At 49.6% G+C, this 18,192-nt stretch carries 14 protein-coding genes; 7 read left to right on the top strand and 7 right to left on the bottom strand.

Annotated elements, in window-relative coordinates; genetic code table 11:
* Window positions 1–3: 3 nt before the first annotated feature.
* Window positions 4–504: a cupin domain-containing protein gene (locus tag LQ777_RS25185; protein ID WP_232562989.1), complete on the bottom strand. Its 501-nt coding sequence runs from the start codon at window positions 502–504 to the stop codon at window positions 4–6.
* Window positions 505–858: 354 nt separating this feature from the next.
* Here LQ777_RS25185 and LQ777_RS25180 point away from each other — a divergent pair, with 354 nt between their 5' ends.
* The 5 genes from LQ777_RS25180 (at window position 859) to LQ777_RS25160 (ending at window position 5,776) form a co-directional block, all read left to right on the top strand.
* Window positions 859–1,800: an NAD(P)-dependent alcohol dehydrogenase gene (locus LQ777_RS25180; protein ID WP_232562988.1), complete on the top strand. Its 942-nt coding sequence runs from the start codon at window positions 859–861 to the stop codon at window positions 1,798–1,800.
* Between the two features lie 760 nt (window positions 1,801–2,560).
* On the top strand, window positions 2,561–2,935 hold the full coding sequence (locus tag LQ777_RS25175) for a YtxH domain-containing protein (protein ID WP_232562987.1): 375 nt from the start codon (window positions 2,561–2,563) through the stop codon (window positions 2,933–2,935).
* A gap of 186 nt (window positions 2,936–3,121) precedes the next feature.
* Window positions 3,122–4,174, top strand: coding sequence for a hypothetical protein (locus LQ777_RS25170; RefSeq protein WP_232562986.1), 1,053 nt, complete (start codon window positions 3,122–3,124; stop codon window positions 4,172–4,174).
* Window positions 4,175–4,560: 386 nt separating this feature from the next.
* The gene (locus LQ777_RS25165; RefSeq protein WP_232562985.1) at window positions 4,561–5,127 is read left to right on the top strand and encodes a hypothetical protein; all 567 of its coding nucleotides are present in this window, start codon (window positions 4,561–4,563) and stop codon (window positions 5,125–5,127) included.
* A 22-nt stretch (window positions 5,128–5,149) separates the two neighbouring features.
* On the top strand, window positions 5,150–5,776 hold the full coding sequence (locus LQ777_RS25160; RefSeq protein WP_232562984.1) for an LEA/WHy family protein: 627 nt from the start codon (window positions 5,150–5,152) through the stop codon (window positions 5,774–5,776).
* A 200-nt stretch (window positions 5,777–5,976) separates the two neighbouring features.
* Here LQ777_RS25160 and LQ777_RS25155 read toward each other — a convergent pair whose 3' ends face one another.
* On the bottom strand, window positions 5,977–7,863 hold the full coding sequence (locus tag LQ777_RS25155; RefSeq protein WP_232562983.1) for a serine hydrolase domain-containing protein: 1,887 nt from the start codon (window positions 7,861–7,863) through the stop codon (window positions 5,977–5,979).
* A 617-nt stretch (window positions 7,864–8,480) separates the two neighbouring features.
* Entirely contained in the window at window positions 8,481–9,344 is an 864-nt protein-coding gene (locus LQ777_RS25150; protein WP_232562982.1) for a UbiA prenyltransferase family protein, read from the bottom strand.
* A gap of 392 nt (window positions 9,345–9,736) precedes the next feature.
* Here LQ777_RS25150 and LQ777_RS25145 point away from each other — a divergent pair, with 392 nt between their 5' ends.
* Complete coding sequence (locus LQ777_RS25145; RefSeq protein ID WP_232562981.1) at window positions 9,737–10,735, top strand: SGNH/GDSL hydrolase family protein; 999 nt, start codon at window positions 9,737–9,739, stop codon at window positions 10,733–10,735.
* Window positions 10,736–10,997: 262 nt separating this feature from the next.
* Here LQ777_RS25145 and LQ777_RS25140 read toward each other — a convergent pair whose 3' ends face one another.
* From LQ777_RS25140 to LQ777_RS25125, 4 genes are read right to left on the bottom strand one after another with little or no spacing between them, the layout of a single operon-like run.
* On the bottom strand, window positions 10,998–12,515 hold the full coding sequence (locus LQ777_RS25140) for a RagB/SusD family nutrient uptake outer membrane protein (protein ID WP_232562980.1): 1,518 nt from the start codon (window positions 12,513–12,515) through the stop codon (window positions 10,998–11,000).
* Window positions 12,516–12,527: 12 nt separating this feature from the next.
* Window positions 12,528–15,893 carry a TonB-dependent receptor gene (locus tag LQ777_RS25135; RefSeq protein ID WP_232562979.1) on the bottom strand — a complete coding sequence of 1,122 codons (3,366 nt, stop codon included), beginning with the start codon at window positions 15,891–15,893 and terminating at the stop codon, window positions 12,528–12,530.
* 34 nt (window positions 15,894–15,927) lie between these two features.
* Entirely contained in the window at window positions 15,928–16,941 is a 1,014-nt protein-coding gene (locus LQ777_RS25130; protein WP_232562978.1) for a FecR family protein, read from the bottom strand.
* 39 nt (window positions 16,942–16,980) lie between these two features.
* A complete protein-coding gene (locus LQ777_RS25125; protein WP_232562977.1) occupies window positions 16,981–17,607 on the bottom strand; it encodes an RNA polymerase sigma factor in 627 nt (208 codons plus the stop codon).
* 134 nt (window positions 17,608–17,741) lie between these two features.
* On the opposite strand from LQ777_RS25125, the gene LQ777_RS25120 reads away from it, so the two are divergent.
* On the top strand, window positions 17,742–18,017 hold the full coding sequence (locus tag LQ777_RS25120; RefSeq protein ID WP_232562976.1) for a tyrosine-protein phosphatase: 276 nt from the start codon (window positions 17,742–17,744) through the stop codon (window positions 18,015–18,017).
* The last annotated feature ends 175 nt before the right edge of the window (window positions 18,018–18,192 follow it).

The following is an 18,192-nucleotide window of genomic DNA, read 5'->3' as shown; positions in this document are numbered from 1 at the left end:
TATTTACCCTAGGTAATTGGGTGGAAATAGTTGCTGACCGTGCTTTTCGGCAATGGCTTGTAGTTTCTTCATAGTGGCTTCATCCAGCCGCGCCGGAGGAAGGAACTGACCGACGGCAACAGGTTGACCGATTTCCTCGAACAACGATTCCAACCCGGCAGGTACCACGGTGCAAAGCAAATGAGCCGTCTGCTCGCTCTTGTTCTTGAAAGCGTGCACCACGCCCCCTTTGGGTATGGTAATGTACGATCCTTTAGCCGCTACATAAGTCCCAAACTCGGATCTTACTTCGACTTCACCTTCGATCACATAAAACGTTTCGTCAAAATCCGCGTGGGCGTGTGGTCCGGGTCCACCGCCGGGAGGGATCAGCATATCGATTGTAGCGAAAGCTCCTTCGGTGTCTTTCCCGCTGGCCAGAATACGATAGTTGCTACCGCCGACAGAAACGTTTTTTCCCGTTTTGGGACCCACCGTGATGGGTTGTTTTTTGTGATTTTCCATGATGGTTGGTTTAAATACGCCACAAAGCTCGGTAGTCTTCGATTTGGAAAATACGCCGATCCGACCATAAATCAGTCCGGTCCGACAAACAAGATTATCCTGACCGAACGGCTGAACAGTACCGATAAAAGCGTATCTGTTAAGTAATTGACCTGTTTACTCCGCTCCGCCGTATTCGACTGTTTTTTCGACCTTTTGCGCTATTTACAGCTCGTCAGATGATTCAATTTTGCAGTGAGCAAGACGCACTGACTAGCCAGCACTGGATGAATGGATTTGATTCATCTGGCTCACCGCTAGGCAAGAGCTTTTCGGTTAATCGCGCTTCATGTAAACCTCAACTAATAAAACAGCATGAAAAAAGTAATTTATAAACAGTTCGGCGACGAAAGCGTGCTAGAGCTGGTTGACCAGGCGATACCTAGTATTCAGAAAGATCAATTATTGATCCGGGTAAAAGCGGTTTCGATTAACCCGCTGGATTGGAAAGTATATGGTGGAGAAATGAAACTGATGTCGGGATCTGGCTTTCCAAAATCGGTAGGCATCGATTTCTCAGGTATTGTCGAACAAACGGGTAGTGCCACCACTCGCTTTACCCCAGGTAACGCGGTCATTGGCTTACTGGACGCGTTCAAAGGTGGAGCCCTGGCCGATTACGTGGTTGTCAAAGAATCCGATGTTGCCCTAAAACCAGCCAATATTTCCTTTGAGCAAGCAGCCGCCTTACCCGTAACCGGGCTGTCAGCCCTCCAGATCATCGATCAGCTGGCAGCAGTCGGTCCTAACCAGGACGTATTAATTAACGGGGCTACCGGTGGTATTGGCGTTTTCGCCGTGCAGATTGCCAAAAAACGCGGTGCCAGCGTAACAGCAGTTGTTAGTACGAAAGGGGTGGACGAGGCCGCAAAATGGGGGGCTGACACGGTAATTGACTATACGAAGCAATCGATCAACGTACTCAGTCAACGCTTCGACGCGGTTATTGACTTATCTACCAAGCTTTCCTTTACCGAGGCAAAAAGCCTGATGAAACCAAGCGCCGTCTATGTCAGCACACTTCCGTCACCTTTGACACTTGCTTATTCATTTATTAACAATCTTTTCTCCAGGCGGAAAAGTAAGGTTCTAATCTTAAAATCGACTGTTGAGGGGCTCAACGCATTAACCTATTTAGCCGAAGATGGCTTGCAAATCGTGCTGGACAAGTCGTACTCCATAAACAACGTCCGGGAAGCCTACCAAGAAGCCCGTCGGGGTAAAGGCATCGGAAAATCGGTAATCGTTCTTGATTAGTGGTAGATTACCTGACCAAACATGGTTCTTCAACGGGTAAGAACCTGTTTGCAAATCAGCTTTTTTCATTTCAGTCAAGCCTTAACCCGATGAATAAGGTATCATGCGAAACGCGAAAACACTGTCCCACGACAGTGTTTTCGCGTTTCGCTCAAAGGCAAATAGGAATCTGTCAGCGCTAGAATTGGTATAGCGAAGCTGCCTTTTCAAGGTACAACTCGGCCTTGCACTTGTATCGCCATTATTCATTATAAAGACAGTGAATCTATCAACCATTATCCCTGCTTTAATAAATGAGTATATATACTTAAAAATATAGAGTGCTTACCTTTGATAGCTAACGCTTTGTAGAGACTATTTTGGAACCATTGATTTCTGTTCGGGCGAAGACAAACGCTGTATTTGTATAACCTAAACTGTTTATGTACAAGTGTATATATTTATATTGCCTGAGTAGGGACGCCTAGACTGACCTTACCAAAGGAAAAAAAATGTCTTGTAAGACTTAAGAGTTGACCTTATGGAAGTAAGTAATAATAGCAAATATGAACAGCTTTTACAGGGTAAATTTACTTAAATTATGAGTAAATTATGCAACATAATTGAGTATTATACTCTACTAGTAAAGTAATTAGAAAAAATTCTTTACGTCCTGAAACCCATTTATAGTCAGTAAGATAGCTATTTGGTGATCATCTGGTATAATTTTTACCTCATATGAATCATTGGTCTTTATTGCCCACATAAACAAGCTAATCATATGCTTTTCGAACAAAGAAAGGATGTTCAGGACTACGTTACCGATACCACTTTTCTGACTGGATTATTAACAGGAGTAGTCTCTGGCTTGGCCATCGGTCTCTTGCTGGCCCCCCGCTCAGGTAAGAAATTGCGTAAGCAAATTGCGAAGAAGGTACACGACGAGACAAAAGAAGCAAAACACCAGTGGCACAAAGCCAAAGAGCGGGCGGAGGATAAGTTTGATGCCTTTGAAAACGGTGTAGCGTCAGTTGCTGGCAAAGCAGAAGATGAATTCAGCAATTACGCTCACAAGGCGCAGCACGGAGCGAACCATCTGGCAGACAAGGCTAAAGCTGGTATCGACTCTATAAAAGATACCGTTAAGTTCAGCTAACAGTTTGCTTGTTAGCAACGGGTCTTCTGATTTACTCAACAAAAGAATCCCCGGACCGCACCGATCCGGGGATTCGCTTTCAAGCCCTAAGTTGTTGAACGAGTGTTGCCTAAGAGAATAGAAAATAGTGCAGCAGGGATTCTGGGCAGCCACACAACGCTTTATCATAATTAACTATTAAACACAATGGAACGAGAACTTACTTCTTTTAACAGCACGGCTTATGGCCGCAGCTCTTTTGTAAAACGAATTTCTTGGAGTGCCGTCTTCGCCGGTGTACTGGTAGCAATTGTAAGCCAGTTATTGCTGTCGCTATTAGGGCTCGGCATCGGATTGAGCACCATCGACCCGGAGACGGAACAAAACCCAACGGCAGGACTAGGTACGGGGGGAGCTATATGGTATGTTATCAGCAGCTTACTCTCTCTGTTTGTCGGTGGATGGATTGCAGGCCGACTAGCTAGCGCGCCCCGTCTTTTTGACGGTATCATCCACGGGGTGCTGACCTGGAGTCTGGCGACGCTATTAACGATTTACTTTTTAACGACAACTATTGGCAGTCTCATTGGTGGAGCGAGCCGGTTGTTGGGCGGGATCGTCCGGACGGCAGGGTCTGCGGCAGGTTCAGTTGCTTCAGCAGCGGGGCCTCAGTTGGGTCAGGCTGTTAAAGGAGAACTTGCTAAGAACGGTGTCAACGTTGATAACATTGACCTGACGAACCTACGCAACGAAGTTAACACGATTCTGCGCCAGACGGGTAATCCCGCACTCAACCCTCGCACGCTGGAGCAGAAGGCCGAACAGGTTGGCGATCAGGCTCAAGCTACTGCAGGCCGGGCCGCGGAGAATCCACAGGCTGCTGGCGCATTGGCCGACGGTTTGTTTGATCGACTCTTCAAACAAGGACAAGCAACCGTCAGTCAGGTTGACCGGGACGACGCGGTAAACGTAGTGATGAAACGTACCGGTAAAAGCCGAGCTGAGTCGGAGCAAATTGTTGACAACTGGATCAATACGTACAAACAGGCAGCTGCTAAGTTTGAACAAACGAAAGCAGAGGCTGCGGCAAAGGCCCGGCAGGTTGCCGATGCTACGGCTTCGGCAGCATCAAAAGCGGCTATATTCGGCTTCTTCGGACTACTGATCGGCGTTGCTGCGGCAGGATTCGGGGCGAAAATGGGTACCGAGTCAAAAGAAGCGACGAGTTCGCTAGACCGTAAGCTACAGTCTGTAGCCTAACTTCGCTGCCCTCGCTGCTGGACTGTACATCATTTCGTCCGGCAGCGAGGTCTTTATTAATACAAATGGCCTCCTGGACATCAATCGGTAGCTGCCAGTAGACGCTACTTTGAACAGAATATATGAAATTAATTCAACTAGCTATATAGTCTTGTTGTGTCTGCGCTTCTGTTTCTTATGGAGTTTGTCTATCGCTCATGAAAAAAAGTTGTCAGCTACGGATTCTAGTAGTGTGTTTAGTATCACTGGCTGCAAGTCCTTCTTTGAGTTGGGGGCAGGATTCATTAGCCAGAAAGCAACCTTTTAGGACTGGTCATACAATTTCGGCGGGATTACAAGTTCCACTAAACTATACTCTTGGTTATGAATACCGGTTTAGCCGCCGATTGTCTGTACAGGCACAGGCTGGACTAATCGCTGCTCCTTTTGATCGATACACGCTGAAACTGCTCGAAGGATTCGGACTAGATCCCACGCTAAGCGGAGTCATCGACCGCTCATTTCGACAGGGTAGCCTTATCCGCTTAGGTATGGGTATTCACGCCAATTCGGCTTGGCACGGCACCATCTTCGGTCAATATATCCATTTTTCGGCAGGACCCATTACCCCCGCCGATGGGTTAGAGGTTTATTTTAACCGGGATCTTTCGGGGTTCAGTCTACTCAATTCCCCTGCTTTTGTTTTTAATCTGCAATCAAATCTTTTGATTGGTGGGGTTCGTGTAGGTCGTTCTTTTGCGTTTAGCAATTCGCGATTTGGCCTGAATACAGAACTAAGTTTAGGCAAGATCTTCAAGACTCAAAATACGTTTTCCTCTAACCGTTCCGTCATTGATGGGCTAGGAGTTACCCAGCGCTTACACGCTGATCTCGATGGTGAAATAGATACAAAACTCCGTCAGCACGGTTTTCTGCCTACGCTCAACGTTCTCCTTACTTATCGTCTGCGCTAGCCGGCACACATTCTGATCAACTATGCGACTATTTATCAAGCTGGCTCTGCTGGCGGTCCCTCTCTTGTATACCCAGTGCGGTATCAATCGGCAGGTTCAGCAAGCCAAAGGGCTGGGCAAAAGCCGGTATGCTGTTCATTCGGCAGACAACGTTACGCTTGCCGGTTATGAGGTTAGCGAGTTTAAAGAAATTAACCGGTTGGAGGACCTCAACCCGGTTAATTATCCTCGGCTTGCAGCCGGGTTGTTAAGTAAGGATATCCCCTTTAAGGCGGACATCAATCTGGAAATTGTCAATCCAACTCGTGATACGGCGGCTATCAATCAATTCGAATACCGTTTGCTATTATCGGGTAATGAGCTGGCTACGGGCACCGTCGATCAGCGAGTAGTTGTACCGCCAGGAGGAGGGAAGACCCTTGTACCCATCCCGGTAAATACCAACGTGTATGGTCTGATGGCGAGTCGGTCAAGTCGCAAATCATTTGTTGATCTGATTCGTAACCTGGCTGGTAGCCAGCGGTCCTCGCCTTCTCGGATAACGCTCAAGATCAAACCGACCTTCTTGGTGGGTAATAAGCAGATCAAGTACCCTGGTTATATCGATATTGACAAAGACATCAGCAAAGACATGCTCTTAAAAAAGTAAGAGCCGCTATTTCGCGAACGGCCACAGCAGTAGGTAGATAGAAACCATTCTATCTACCTACTGCTGTGGCCGTTGTTTTCTCACTTGTAAAGCTTCTGCAAGGATTTTAGAGTTCTGTCAATCTTTCTTCTTCACAATAAGTGGGCTTTTTACGCTTCAAAGCAATAGGTTGAATGTGAGCGTTTAGCTAGCTGAAATTCTTACAGCCAGGTTCGCATACCCACCAGTCCCCAAACACCCATGTAGCTTACAACCAGTAAAGCGAAAATAACGGCTATAGGCATGAAAATTCGTTCGGTGCGGCTCGAAAGCTGGCGATAGTTGCGGGTTAGGTTAAAGAAAGCCACCAAAGCAGCCAGTGGTCCCAGAAGTGAAGCGGTAAAAACGGTGATCGACAGGGGCGAAACGACGCCTAGTTCGTCTCCACCCTCGTTTAGAATGATGACCATAACCAGGTATGACAGTGCATACAGAAAGAGCCCGATTCGTACGGGCAGGACGCTCAGTCGACGGCCTTTTTTCTGCAACCAAACCCCGCGAATGAGCCAGACAAAGCCCATAATGAGGCAGAGGGCTAGTATCAGTATCGACAAGTGCCCTAGCAACACGGGAAGCCAGGCGCCCAAAAATGACGTTTTAGTAGCCGTATTCGCCATTAGCCCAGCACCGAAAGAGCGAACCAGCACCGGCTCGTTTGAATCGTTGTGCACCAGCGTTAGCTCGGGAGTGTAGCCTCGGCTGTCCAGCCGCAGTACCTGGTTCGGGCCAATCGGTTGAAGGGGTTGGGGTTGGCTGCCTAATCCGTCATACAGCACTAAGTTGTTTCCTTCTTCTTCAACGTGCACAAGTTGCGTTAAGCCCATAAACCAGCCTGTGGCTGCCTGTCTGTAATTACTCGGTCTGTAGTAGCCAATCCAATTTTCTTTTTCTGCCTTCGATAAGCGATAAACGGGCGGACGTTGTGGAGGAACATTTTGCATCACCAGTTTAAGAACAGCATCTTTTAGCTTACTGAAGCCAGGACCATCGGTGTTGACAAGTACAATAATGCCCCGGTTCAGCGCCGATTGGTATAGGTAATGCGCTCGCAGACCGATTGACGCTCCGTCATGGCCATGCAGCAGGTGACCCTGATAGGAAGTGGTGAAGTTATTAAGACCGTAGCCCTGTTTAGAACCCGCGCGGGCGGCCAACGTGGTGGATGGCGTTTCCATACGGTCAACTAAAGCGGGGGAAAGAAGTGGCTGCCCACGGAAAGATCCCCGGCCCATCAGCATTTGCACAAAGGGCATCAGTTCCAGGGCTGATACGTTAAGCCCACCCGTAGGTCGTGCCAGCAGATACCAGTAAGGAGCTTCCTTTTGGCCGTTATCTGTATAACCGCTGGCCAGATCTGTTAAGGCTGCTCCGTCGCGGTGAAAGGTGGCTCGGTTCATGCCCAGCGGAGTAAAGATGCGTTGCCGTACGAACGACTCGAATTCCTGTCCCGTTTTCTTTTCAATGATGCGGGCTACCACAGGCGGGTCAGCATTGCTATAGGCCATAAACGTACCGGGTCGCCAGCGCGACTGACGGGACTGGGGCGCAATGGTGAGTCCTTCCTGTAGCGAAATCGTGGGGCTATTGTAGGCATAAGCTTTCATGGACCAGTCGTCGAAACCCGCCGTATGTTCCAGCAGATGGGCTACTCGGACTGGATCAGTGGCTTCCCAGGGGTTATGAAATTCAATTTCAGGGGCTAGTTTTTTTACTTCGTCAGTGAGCGATAATTTCCCCTGTTGAACCAGCATCAGAGCGGCAACGGCAACCATACTCTTGGTTACGGAGGCTACCGGAAATAGGGTCTGGGCGGTTACTGGCGCCTTTGTACTAAGGTTTCGTAGCCCGGCGTTTCGTTGGTAAAGCAGCGAATCTTTCGTAAACACCAGTACTTGCAAACCCGGAATTTTTTCAGCTTTCTGAATGCTATCAATTTGGTAGGTTAGCTTGTCAAAGGGAATCGCTGGGCCCGATGGCTGGGCGATAGCGGCTACAAAAGAAATCAACAGGAGCAAACCGGTCAGGAGTAGCGTGAGTCGTTGAAGCATGGGTTAGCGTATCGCCTATTTTGTCTGGATGAATGATGCGGAAAAGACTAGACTAGCAGAAAGAAAGAGTGAATCTATTATTCGCGAATTGGTGTAGCAATTGCTTCAATTGAGTCTATCAGTCTATAAAGATTGTCAGTTTGAACAAGTGGAGCAAACTTATAACCTACACTGATTCAAAGACATCGGATAACTATATGATACGTGCCAAATGATGACTATTAAGGACAATCGATCGCATAGCATATCGGTTAGTCAAGGTGCTGCTCTGCCTAATTATTCGATGATTCATTCCAGAATAGTATTGAGCTGGAATAGCTTCCTCACGTCATTCTCCTGATTAAAAAATAACAGATTTATGACTACGTATAAATAATAAGTATTGGACTCAGTTTTATGGCTTATAAACCGACTCCGGCCAATGTGCGGTAAGCCGACAAATTTAAAAAAAATACCTAAATTGCTGATAGCTAACTATTTGATAAACTCGCTCAAGTGAGAATATAGATGGTTGATTTGACTCACAAAAAAGGGTTTGTTAGGGTTGTTGTAAACTCCACATTGTTGTTTTTGATGCAGTGAAGCTTGCCGGAAGGGGTATAGAAAAGAGTGTACTGTCAAACAAAGGATTCCGTAGCCAGTAGCGTCAATCCTGATAAGAGTAGCAATCCATCTAAATAAACGTAATACCAGTAGTCGGAGGACCAGTGTGGTATGTAAGGAACGGAACCAGCCAGGAAACACATAGGTAAACTCAGCGCTATCACCTTAGGGAATGACATGCCGTGCTGTAATAACAGAATCAACGTCAAAGCGAAACAGCTGGCAATGCCATAAAACACAGTCGCGGCCCGCTTTGGGTTCATCATGGAGACGATGGTAAGCCATCTTGACCGACGATCCGCGACTCGATCCCGGTAGTCAAACCAGAAACAAATGCTGTAAAGAAACAAAAACCGATTTATCGCCCAGACCGTTAAAGCCGTATTCCAGCCAGGGCCTGTGAGCATGATCGGTAAAACCCCCGTTACAAGTGTCCAGACCAGAGCCAGGTAAGCCGTTTTTAGAATGGCAACTCGGCGTAAATACCGAAACGGAACACGGTCAATTTTGGGGGCTGTGTATAGGAGGGTAGCTACGACAATCGGAATAAAGTAACGGTAATAGCTCACCAATTGAGTGAAAAGGACTAGCGCTACCAAGGCAGACCCAATTCCAATACCGATCAGCAGCGACTTATGACGCCTGTTCCATTGGTTACGTTCCGTCAAATCGAGCGTAGTGGGCGTCAGATACCAGTGTAAGCTGTAGCTGCTTACGGTTGCGACGAAAATAAAAGGCAGGAAAAAAGCAGGTAATTCCCGTTGAAACAGGATGGCCGTTGCCTGACACATGACCACGGCACACAAGGCAATGTAGCCATTGCTAAACAAAATGAATTCCAGCAGGGATTTTCCCAGCCTACGAGCTTGCTCAACCATTGTTATTTTGTGATGGTACAGGCTTCAGCTACCCGTTTGCCTGCACCCGAAGCCCGACCGGAGAACCTCACGTGTTTTAACCGGGACAAATCGTTTTCGTTCTACTCAAGAGGATGGATACATAAACCATCGGTAGACGCAACAACCAATAAGTCAACCTGTCCTCGCCAAACACGCACTATACTGAAACAGAAAACCGGGCTACGGGTGCAAAAATGCAATTTTTTTGCAGGAAATTTGACAGGCGCTGCTGTGGTTGAGCCTTATAGACGTTTTCCTGATACATGAAATTTTCGACTCTTTTCCTTGTATTTGCCTATAGTGTCTTCTGTTTAAACTGCGTCTCCTCGAAAAGGCAGACAACAAGCGTTGACGCTTTACCGGCATCAGCCTTGACACCCTACGGAAGGTTTGTTTTAAGGCAGGATCAGGGGCTGGAAATGATTAGCTCGGCTATGCACGTTGGCTTTAGTTTCGAGGGTAAGAGCTGCCAGATAGTTGCCTCTATTCCATCGGCAAACGGCCATAATTACTTACAATACGAGCTGGACGGCGTGTATCAAAAGCGTATAAAAGTAGTTGGCAATTCAACAATACCGATTAGCCTGACAGCGCCCACGGCAGGAAAACATACTGTGTGGCTCTATAAAGCTACCGAAGCCCATACGGGGCCAATATTTATTCAGAAGATTGTGGGGAACCAGCTCGTTGCGTTGCAGCAGCGCAACGGACCCCTTATCGAATTTATTGGCAATAGCATCACCTGTGGGGCAGCTGCTGACCCTTCGGAAGTAGCCTGTGGAAGTGGACAATACCATGATCAGCACAACGCTTACCTGGCTTATGGCCCCCGTGTGGCCCGTGCGTTAGGTGCTAATTTTGTCCTGAGCAGCGTCAGCGGTATTGGTGTTTACCGAAATTGGAACAGTGACGGCCCGACTATGCCGGATGTGTACGAGAAAGTCGATTTTCAGGCGGCAAATCCACAACGTTGGAACTTTGCTGCCTTTACGCCCCAGGTTGTGAGTATTGCCTTGGGGACCAACGATTTTAGCAAAGGAGATGGCAAGAAGGAAAGACTACCCTTTGATAGCGCTCGCTATGTAAACAGTTACGTTAAATTTGTTCAGCTGGTCAAAGCTAAGTATCCCAAGGCTCAAATTGCGTTGCTGAGTAGTCCGATGATTAACGGGAAAAATAGAGAGACATTGCAAAACTGCCTGCTGGCCGTAAAGAATAGCATTGACGCTATGACGCCCGCTGACAAACCCTTAGCGCTTCATTTCTTCCAACCCATGCAGGCCCGTGGTTGTGCCGGACACCCTAATGTAGACGATCACGCCATTCTAGCCCAGGAGTTGGAGCCCTTTTTCAAAAAACTTATTCGTTAACAGACGTTCTTGCGTGAGGTCTGATGCTGATTCAGGAACCTGTGGATACACACCGGCTTCCCCAATATGCTAAAATCGAACTATCCGGCGCATGGCTTTGCTGAAACCGCTTCGACTGGTATCGGTTTTCATCACCAATGCTGTTTGCCAAATGGTTTCGAATCTTGACTGTTAAAAGTAGAAGTGTAGTAAATCTAATAGGCAAAAAAGATGCCCTACCAAACAGCGTTCGGCAGGGCATCTTCTTGTGGAACGAATTGGATTACCAACCCTGGTTCTGGGTTAGTGAACCTTTGCTGTTTTGAATTTCTGTTGGCGGAATCGGCCAGACGTTCATTACCTGGGGGTTAAACGTGCGGGCGGGGTAGATCACCCGGCCATCGGCATGGTGCAGCGGTTGGGCGTACACGGTCTGCGCATCCCCCCAGCGAACCAGATCGAAATGGCGGTCGGTCCACTCGCCACCGAACTCACAACGACGCTCCCGTTTCAGGTCCGTTATCGTCGCTCCGCTGATGGCGGCTAGACCAGCACGCGTGCGAATCTGGTTGATCTCGGTATCCGCGTTTTTGCCCTGCATCAGTTTGGCTTCGGCTTTCATCAGCAGAACGTCTGCGTAGCGCAGCAGTGGTACGTTCAGCGAGGTCGATGGTTTGTCGCCGTTCGGGTTGATAGTCGAACCGATGGGGTTCGCGTAGCTGTACGGCTCCATGTATTTGCGGAACTGATAGCCGGTCCGATTGCTGGAGCTGACCGTGAAAGCACCAACGTTGAACGTACGCTCCTGCCCAAAGAACATAAACTTATCACCCGTTTTGAGGATCGTTACTTCTCGGCGCTTGTCGCCGGTCTGGAACGCATCGTACAGCTCTTTCGTCGGATAGAAATTGCCCCATCCATTGTAGAGGCCCCAGCCTTTATCTTCCAGACAAACGCCTGGAAAGATACAGCCAACCCGCGTATCTTTTGCGCTCGACGTAACCGACCAGATGTACTCCGACGACCAGTTGTTGGCCGTTTTGAAAACGTCTTCGTAGTTAGTCAGCAGGCTATGCTTGCCGCTGCTGATCACCATATCGGCGTATTTTTCAGCGTTGGCCCAGTCTTTTGCGTACAGATACGTACGGACCAGATACGCCAAGGCCGCCGTTTTGTGCGCCCGACCGTAGTTTTCTGCCGAATAGCTAGAGAAGTAAGGCAACAGATCAGCCGCTTTCTTAAGGTCTTCGGCGATATACGCGTAGTTCTCGGCTACGTTCTTGGCCCGAGATACGTAAATGTTTTCGGGGTTTGAGCGGTCCTGAATCGGAATACCGGCCCGGTCGTCGCCGTAGCGATAGGCCAGTTCCAGGTGCATCACGGCATGGTTGAAATAAGCCTCACCCAGAATGCGGTTTTTGATCGACTCGGTCATCGAAATGGCCGGAACGTTACGGATCACGTCGTTGGCTCGTTTCATCACCTGGTAGTGTTTTCCCCAGATCGACCGCGTATCGGACTCGTTGCCATCGACCTGAAAGTTTTTGATCCGTTCGGCGTTGGCGCGGGGTTTGGTACCGATGTCATCGCTGGCATTATTGAGCCAGAAGAAACCCCGGCCATACATGTCGTCGTCGCTGTAGAGTTCGTAAATGCTGTTGACGCCAGCGACGGCATCGCTTTCCGTTTTCCAGAAATTGCCTGTGGTCGGGGCTCCCTGTGGTTCAAGATCCAGTTGGTTATTACAGCCAAACGTCAGACCGCAAAGGGCGAGCAGAAAGAGTCTGTTTATTTTTTTCATGATAGCTCGTCGTTAGAAAGAAATGTTTGCACCAATCATGTACACGCGGGCCAGCGGATACTTCGCTACATCGAGGCCAAAGCTGCTGATACCCACTTCGGGGTCCATACCCGAGTACTTGGTGACTGTGAATAGATTCTGACCGGTCAGGTAAATCCGGGCGCCAACCACTTTGGTGAACGTACGCGGAAGGGTGTAACCGATGGTCAGGCTTTTAAGGCGCAGGTAGCTGCCGTCCTCCAAGTAGAAATCTGAAATTCGACCAAAGTTGTTGTTCGGGTCAGAACCCGCCCGTAGCCGTGGAATCGTGCCGCCGGTATTGGTCGGACTCCAGGCGTTGGTTATCTCGGCAAGCATGTTGTACCCTGGATAAGCCCCCGGATTCAGCGCCAGATTTTTCACGGAATTGAAAACTTTGTTACCCGCCGATCCCTGGAAGAACACGTTCAGATCAAAGCCTTTGTAACCCACATTGCTGTTCAGACTAAACGTTTTGGTGGGAAGAATGCTGCCCAGTACCACCCGGTCGTTGTCATCAATTTTGCCATCGCCGTTGGTATCAACAAACCGGAAATCACCGGCTTTCGCATTCGTCTGGTAACGGGTGCCGCTGGCATTGACGTACGCGCTGGCTTCTTCGTCGCTCTGGAACAGGCCGTTGGTCTGGTAGCCATAAAAAGCGCCAAACGGTTGGCCAACCATGTGGAAGTTGGAGTTCGGCAGGCTGCGTACGGTCGAGCCAGTCGGTTGAAGCGTCTGACCAGCCGGCAGAGCCGTTACTTCGTTTTTAAGGAACGATACGTTAGCCGTTACGTCGAACTTCACCCCGCCAAAATTCCGCTGGTAGGTCAGGCCCAGTTCGATACCCCGGTTTTCGGTTGAGCCCGCGTTGATGGTCCGGCCACTAGGGGCACCCGCTACGCCCGGCAACTGTTCCTGGAACAGCATGTTGTTGTTTTTCTTCGAGAAGACATCGATGGTACCGACGAACTGATTCCGCAGCAAGCCAAAATCAAGACCGATGTTGGTTTGAGTAGACGTTTCCCAGCGCAGGTTCGAGTTCGACAGCGCCCGTTCGGCAAACCCAAAATTGATGGTCGGGTCGGAACCTAGCAGAGCCATTGTCTGGCTAAGCGGAACCGAATACGCGTAATCGCCCAGCCCGGCCAGGTTACCGATGCGTCCCCAGCTAGCCCGCAGTTTCAGGTTGGTCAGCCAGCTCACATTTTTCAGGAAAGCTTCGTCGCCAATTTGCCAGCCTGCCGATAAAGACGGATACCACTCCCAGCGGTTGGCACTCAAAAGCTTCGATGTACCATCGCGCCGAACAATCGCCGACAGCAGGTATTTGTCGTTATAGCTGTAGTTAAGCCGGCCAACGTACGATTCCAGACCGCGCTCCACGACGTAGGTATTATTGGCATCGTAGAAAACCTGCTTGGCGTTGGTCAGGTAGCGCTGCGAAGGATCTTCGTTATCGAAACCCGTGCCCCGTACGCCAAACGATTCAATCTTGGTTTTCTGGAATGTATAACCGAGCAGGGCGTCGAAATTGTGCTTGCCAAACGCGCGCTTGTACATCAGCGTCTGTTCATTGAGCAGGTCATTCGAGGCATAGTCACTTTGATACAGTTCGTTGAAATCAAAGATTTTGCCGGGCTCGGTAATGCGGACGTTGAACTGCTTTTTGCTATTCTTGATCTGCGTGATGCCCCAGTTGCTGCGGAAGGTCAGCCCGTCGATGATTTGCCATTCCAGATAGGGATTGACAAACAGGTTGCTGACCGGATTGCGGTTGTCGAGTCGTTTCAGATACGCAACGGGGTTGATCAGGTCGCCGTACGAACCGGCAAAATCAGACGGTACACCGCCAAATTTACCCGAACCGTCTTCCCGGTAGATCGTTGCGTTAGGCGGATAGAAAATCGAAGTCAGAATCGCCCCCGTATACGCGCTGTTCGTATTACCCGATTGTCCATTATTGACGTTGTACGCCAGATTTTCGCCGATTTTGACCCGCTTGGAAAGCTGGTGCGACGAGTTTAGCCGGATGGTGTAGCGATCCGAATACGTATTCAGCAGAATCCCTTCGTTTTTGCGATACCCGCCCGATAGGAAAAACGTCGATTTCTCGGTGCCACCACTGACCGACGCATCAACGTTATAGATCTTTCCCGTCTGGAAAATCTCGTTCATCCAGTCCGTTTTTGTGGTGCGGGCGGTGGGGTTTTTAGCCGGATCAAAAGCCGCGATCCGGGGTAGACCGGCGTTGTCAGTCGCCGTGTTCATGGCGTCGGCAAAGCCAGCCGCGTCGAGTGGTTTCAGGGTTTTAGCCACCTGCTGAATCCCCTGCTGATAGTTGACATTGACGCGCATTTGCCCGCTCGAACCCTTTTTTGTGGTGACCAGGATTACCCCCGCCGATGCTCTGGCCCCGTAAATGGCCGCCGACGCATCTTTCAGTACGCTGATCGACTGAATGTCGTTCGGGTTGATGGAACTCAACGTACCCGGATAAATGACGCCATCGACAACGAGCAACGGGCTTTCGTCGTTGAGCGAGCCTATACCGCGAATTTTGATGGTTGGGTTGGCAGTAGGATCACCGCCTTCATTGACGACCGTAACGCCGGGTAGCGTTCCCTGCAATACTTCGGCGGCTGTGTTGTAGTTACGGCTACCGATTTCTTTGGTTGGTACGGTAGCTATCGCACCCAATACGTCGCGTTTTTGCTGGGAGCCGTAGCCAACCACCACCATCTCGTTAAGTTGTTTGGCTGATTGGGTCAGCGTGATCGATACTTGCGAACGACCCCCTACTTTTACCTCAAGGGATTCGTAGCCGATGTACGAGACAATCAGGATCGCATTTTCGTCGGGTACGCTGATCGAAAACTTGCCTTCGGCGTTCGTTACGCTGCCTACGTTCTGACCTTTTACGACGATACTCGCACCGGGCAACACCTCGCCCGACTGTTGATCGGCAACGGTTCCTGTAATGGTGATCTGACTTTTCGCTGATGAAGGGGTTGACGATACGGGTGCTTTACGCAGCACGATGTGGTCGTTCACCAGTTCATAGCTGATGCCGTAGGGACGTAGCAGATCCGTCAAGACATCACCTAATTTCTGTTTGCCTGCCCGAACCGTAACGAGCTGATTTAGTGGGAGCGACGGGCCGTAGACAAACGTTTTACCCGTTTGGACTTCAAGCTGCTGGATGGCCTGCCGAAGGGTTACGTTGGTGAGTTGTACCGTAACGACCTGATCGGGTTTAGTAGGGCCAGCCTGCGACGCGCAGGGCCACTGGGCCGCCAGAAAGCCAGCCAACAGCAGATGCTGCCCAACCTGGCGGGGGGATAGATACAGTTTTTTCATAAAGAGAAACAAATGGGTGAGTGATTGTAAAGAACTAGCAACCTTTTCCGGTAATGGTAATGCGGAACCCTCGCTGCTGATACGTAGCGTTGAGGTAGGAACAGAGTACGGTTAGTACGTCTGGCAGTGACGGCTTTTCAAAACGGGTAGTAATCTGGCAGTGTCTTAGTTTTTCCTGAGGAACCTGAATCTGAACGGCAAACCGGCGATTCAGTAGGCGGACGGCTTCGGCAATCGTTACATTGTCGAGAATGAGTCGGTCGTTTGTCCAGGCCCGGTAATCGGTTGCATCGGTAATCGTTTGTTGGTCAAGTGTATGGGTATGACGGTCGTAATGGCTTTTTTGGTTGGGCAGCAGATTGACCGAATCGCGCTGGTCGTCCATCACCCGAACGTTTCCGCTCACCACGGCGACCTCTACATCGGGATCATCGGCATAGGCCCGCACGTTGAACTGGGTACCCAGCACACGAGTGGCCAGGGTACCGCTACGGACAATAAACGGGTGCTGTTTGTCGTGGGCTACGTCGAAAAAAGCCTCGCCTTCCAGCTCGACCACACGCTGAGCGGTATGACCAAACGTACTGGCGTAGCGCAAACGACTCTGCGCGTTGAGCCAGACTTCCGTGCCGTCGGGTAGCTCGACCCGCGCTTTCTGCCCGGCGGGCGTAACGACCTGACGAAAAGCGACCGGCTCTGTCGGAGTGCGGGTGGCTGGCCAGAACCAGAACAAACCAAGCCCTGCTAAGGCAGCCGCAACGGCGTAAGACCAGTACCGGCGGAACGGGATGATTCGAGCCGATTGACGCTGTTCAGCATCGATAGCGTCCTGCAAGCGGCCCCAAACCCGGCTTTGTAACGCTCGTTCCGATGTTGTTTCCGCTGGTAGATCGGTAGGGGCAGGGAGTGACTCTTCGTCGATCAGTTCCTGCATCAGCGCCAACCCATCGGGCGTGGTTAGCCAAGCTTCGAGCTGTTCCCGTTCGGAAGCGGAGCACTGATCGGCCAGGTATCGCCGGAGTAATTCTTTATCGTTTGAATCGGCCAATGGTAGGGCTATTTGCCTACAATACAGCTGCCGAACGGATTAGGGTAGTTCGGTTAGAAAAAATTTTAGCAGCGCTGCGCCGACGGGTAATCCCAGCAGCGTTAAATCAGCGTACCGACGGAGAAAATGATTCAGAAACCGGCGTGCGTGAACCATATGGTCTTTCACTGCATCGCGGGAAATACCAAGCTGCCGACCCACCTCATCGTAGCTTTTACCTTCCACTGTACACAGCTGAAAAACTTCCTGCCGACGGGGTGGGAGCTGGGCAATGACATTGTGCGCCATCTGTTCGTATTCGACGGTGATGTACTGATCTTCGACCGTGTGGCTGTGCGCATCCGTACGCCGACCCCATTCCTGGTTCAGCTTTTGAGCAGTAGCCCGTTGCTTGATCTGATTAAGGACCTGATTGCGGGCCAGCGTATGCAGATAACCACCAATACCAATAGACGGGTCGAGTTGTTGCCGCTGTTGCCAGACCGTTAAAAATACGTCGTGCAGGATCTCCTCGGCCTCTGCGTCGGACTTAAGAAACTTCTGGATAAAGAAAAAAACAGGGCGTTTGTAGCCATTGAACAATTGCTCAAAAGCCTCCGTGCTGCCTCGCTGAAGACATTGTACGAAGTCCGCTTCCTGCTCTTTGCTAAATGGTCCTGTATACACGTGTCAACACAAATGATTGAATAGTACGCAAAGGTAGTACGACGCTATGGGGCGAGGTAGACAAAAGCACATTCTTAATAGATTCATAATGTAGCGCTTTCTGATCGTATAAAAAACATTGCACTATTTATAGATTGTATTTTTACTTAAGCGAAATACTTTTTTTTAGCGATTATACGGCTACAAAAGATCACTGGAAAGGAAATCGGAAGGAGGTAATCGAAGCCTTGAAAAGACAGGGTATGGATGAGAAAACCATCAAAAGTATGCTAGGTGCCAATCCGGCCTATCTGCAAAATACCGTTGAAACCATTGACAAGCCGTATGGTTCGATGGACAAGTTTCTCACGCAGGAGATGGAGTTGACACCGCAGAAAATAATGACGCTACGGTCTACATTTCTTCAATAATCGTGCTTAGTGTCTTGTTGCAGGATTAGCTTGAACCAATAAAAATACGGAGCCGAGTTAAGAGTCATTCCGACTAGTTCAGTTAGATAAAAAAAACTCCCTAAACCTATACCCACCAGCCGCTTCTGCCCGTTTATCCATACCTAGAGTCGGAGAGAGCTTACGATAATACGGC

It is taken from the genome of Spirosoma oryzicola, from assembly GCF_021233055.1.
In the GTDB taxonomy this organism is placed as follows: domain Bacteria; phylum Bacteroidota; class Bacteroidia; order Cytophagales; family Spirosomataceae; genus Spirosoma; species Spirosoma oryzicola.
The sequence above is the reverse complement of the archived record's forward strand: the minus strand, read 5'-3'. Positions and strand labels throughout refer to the sequence as shown.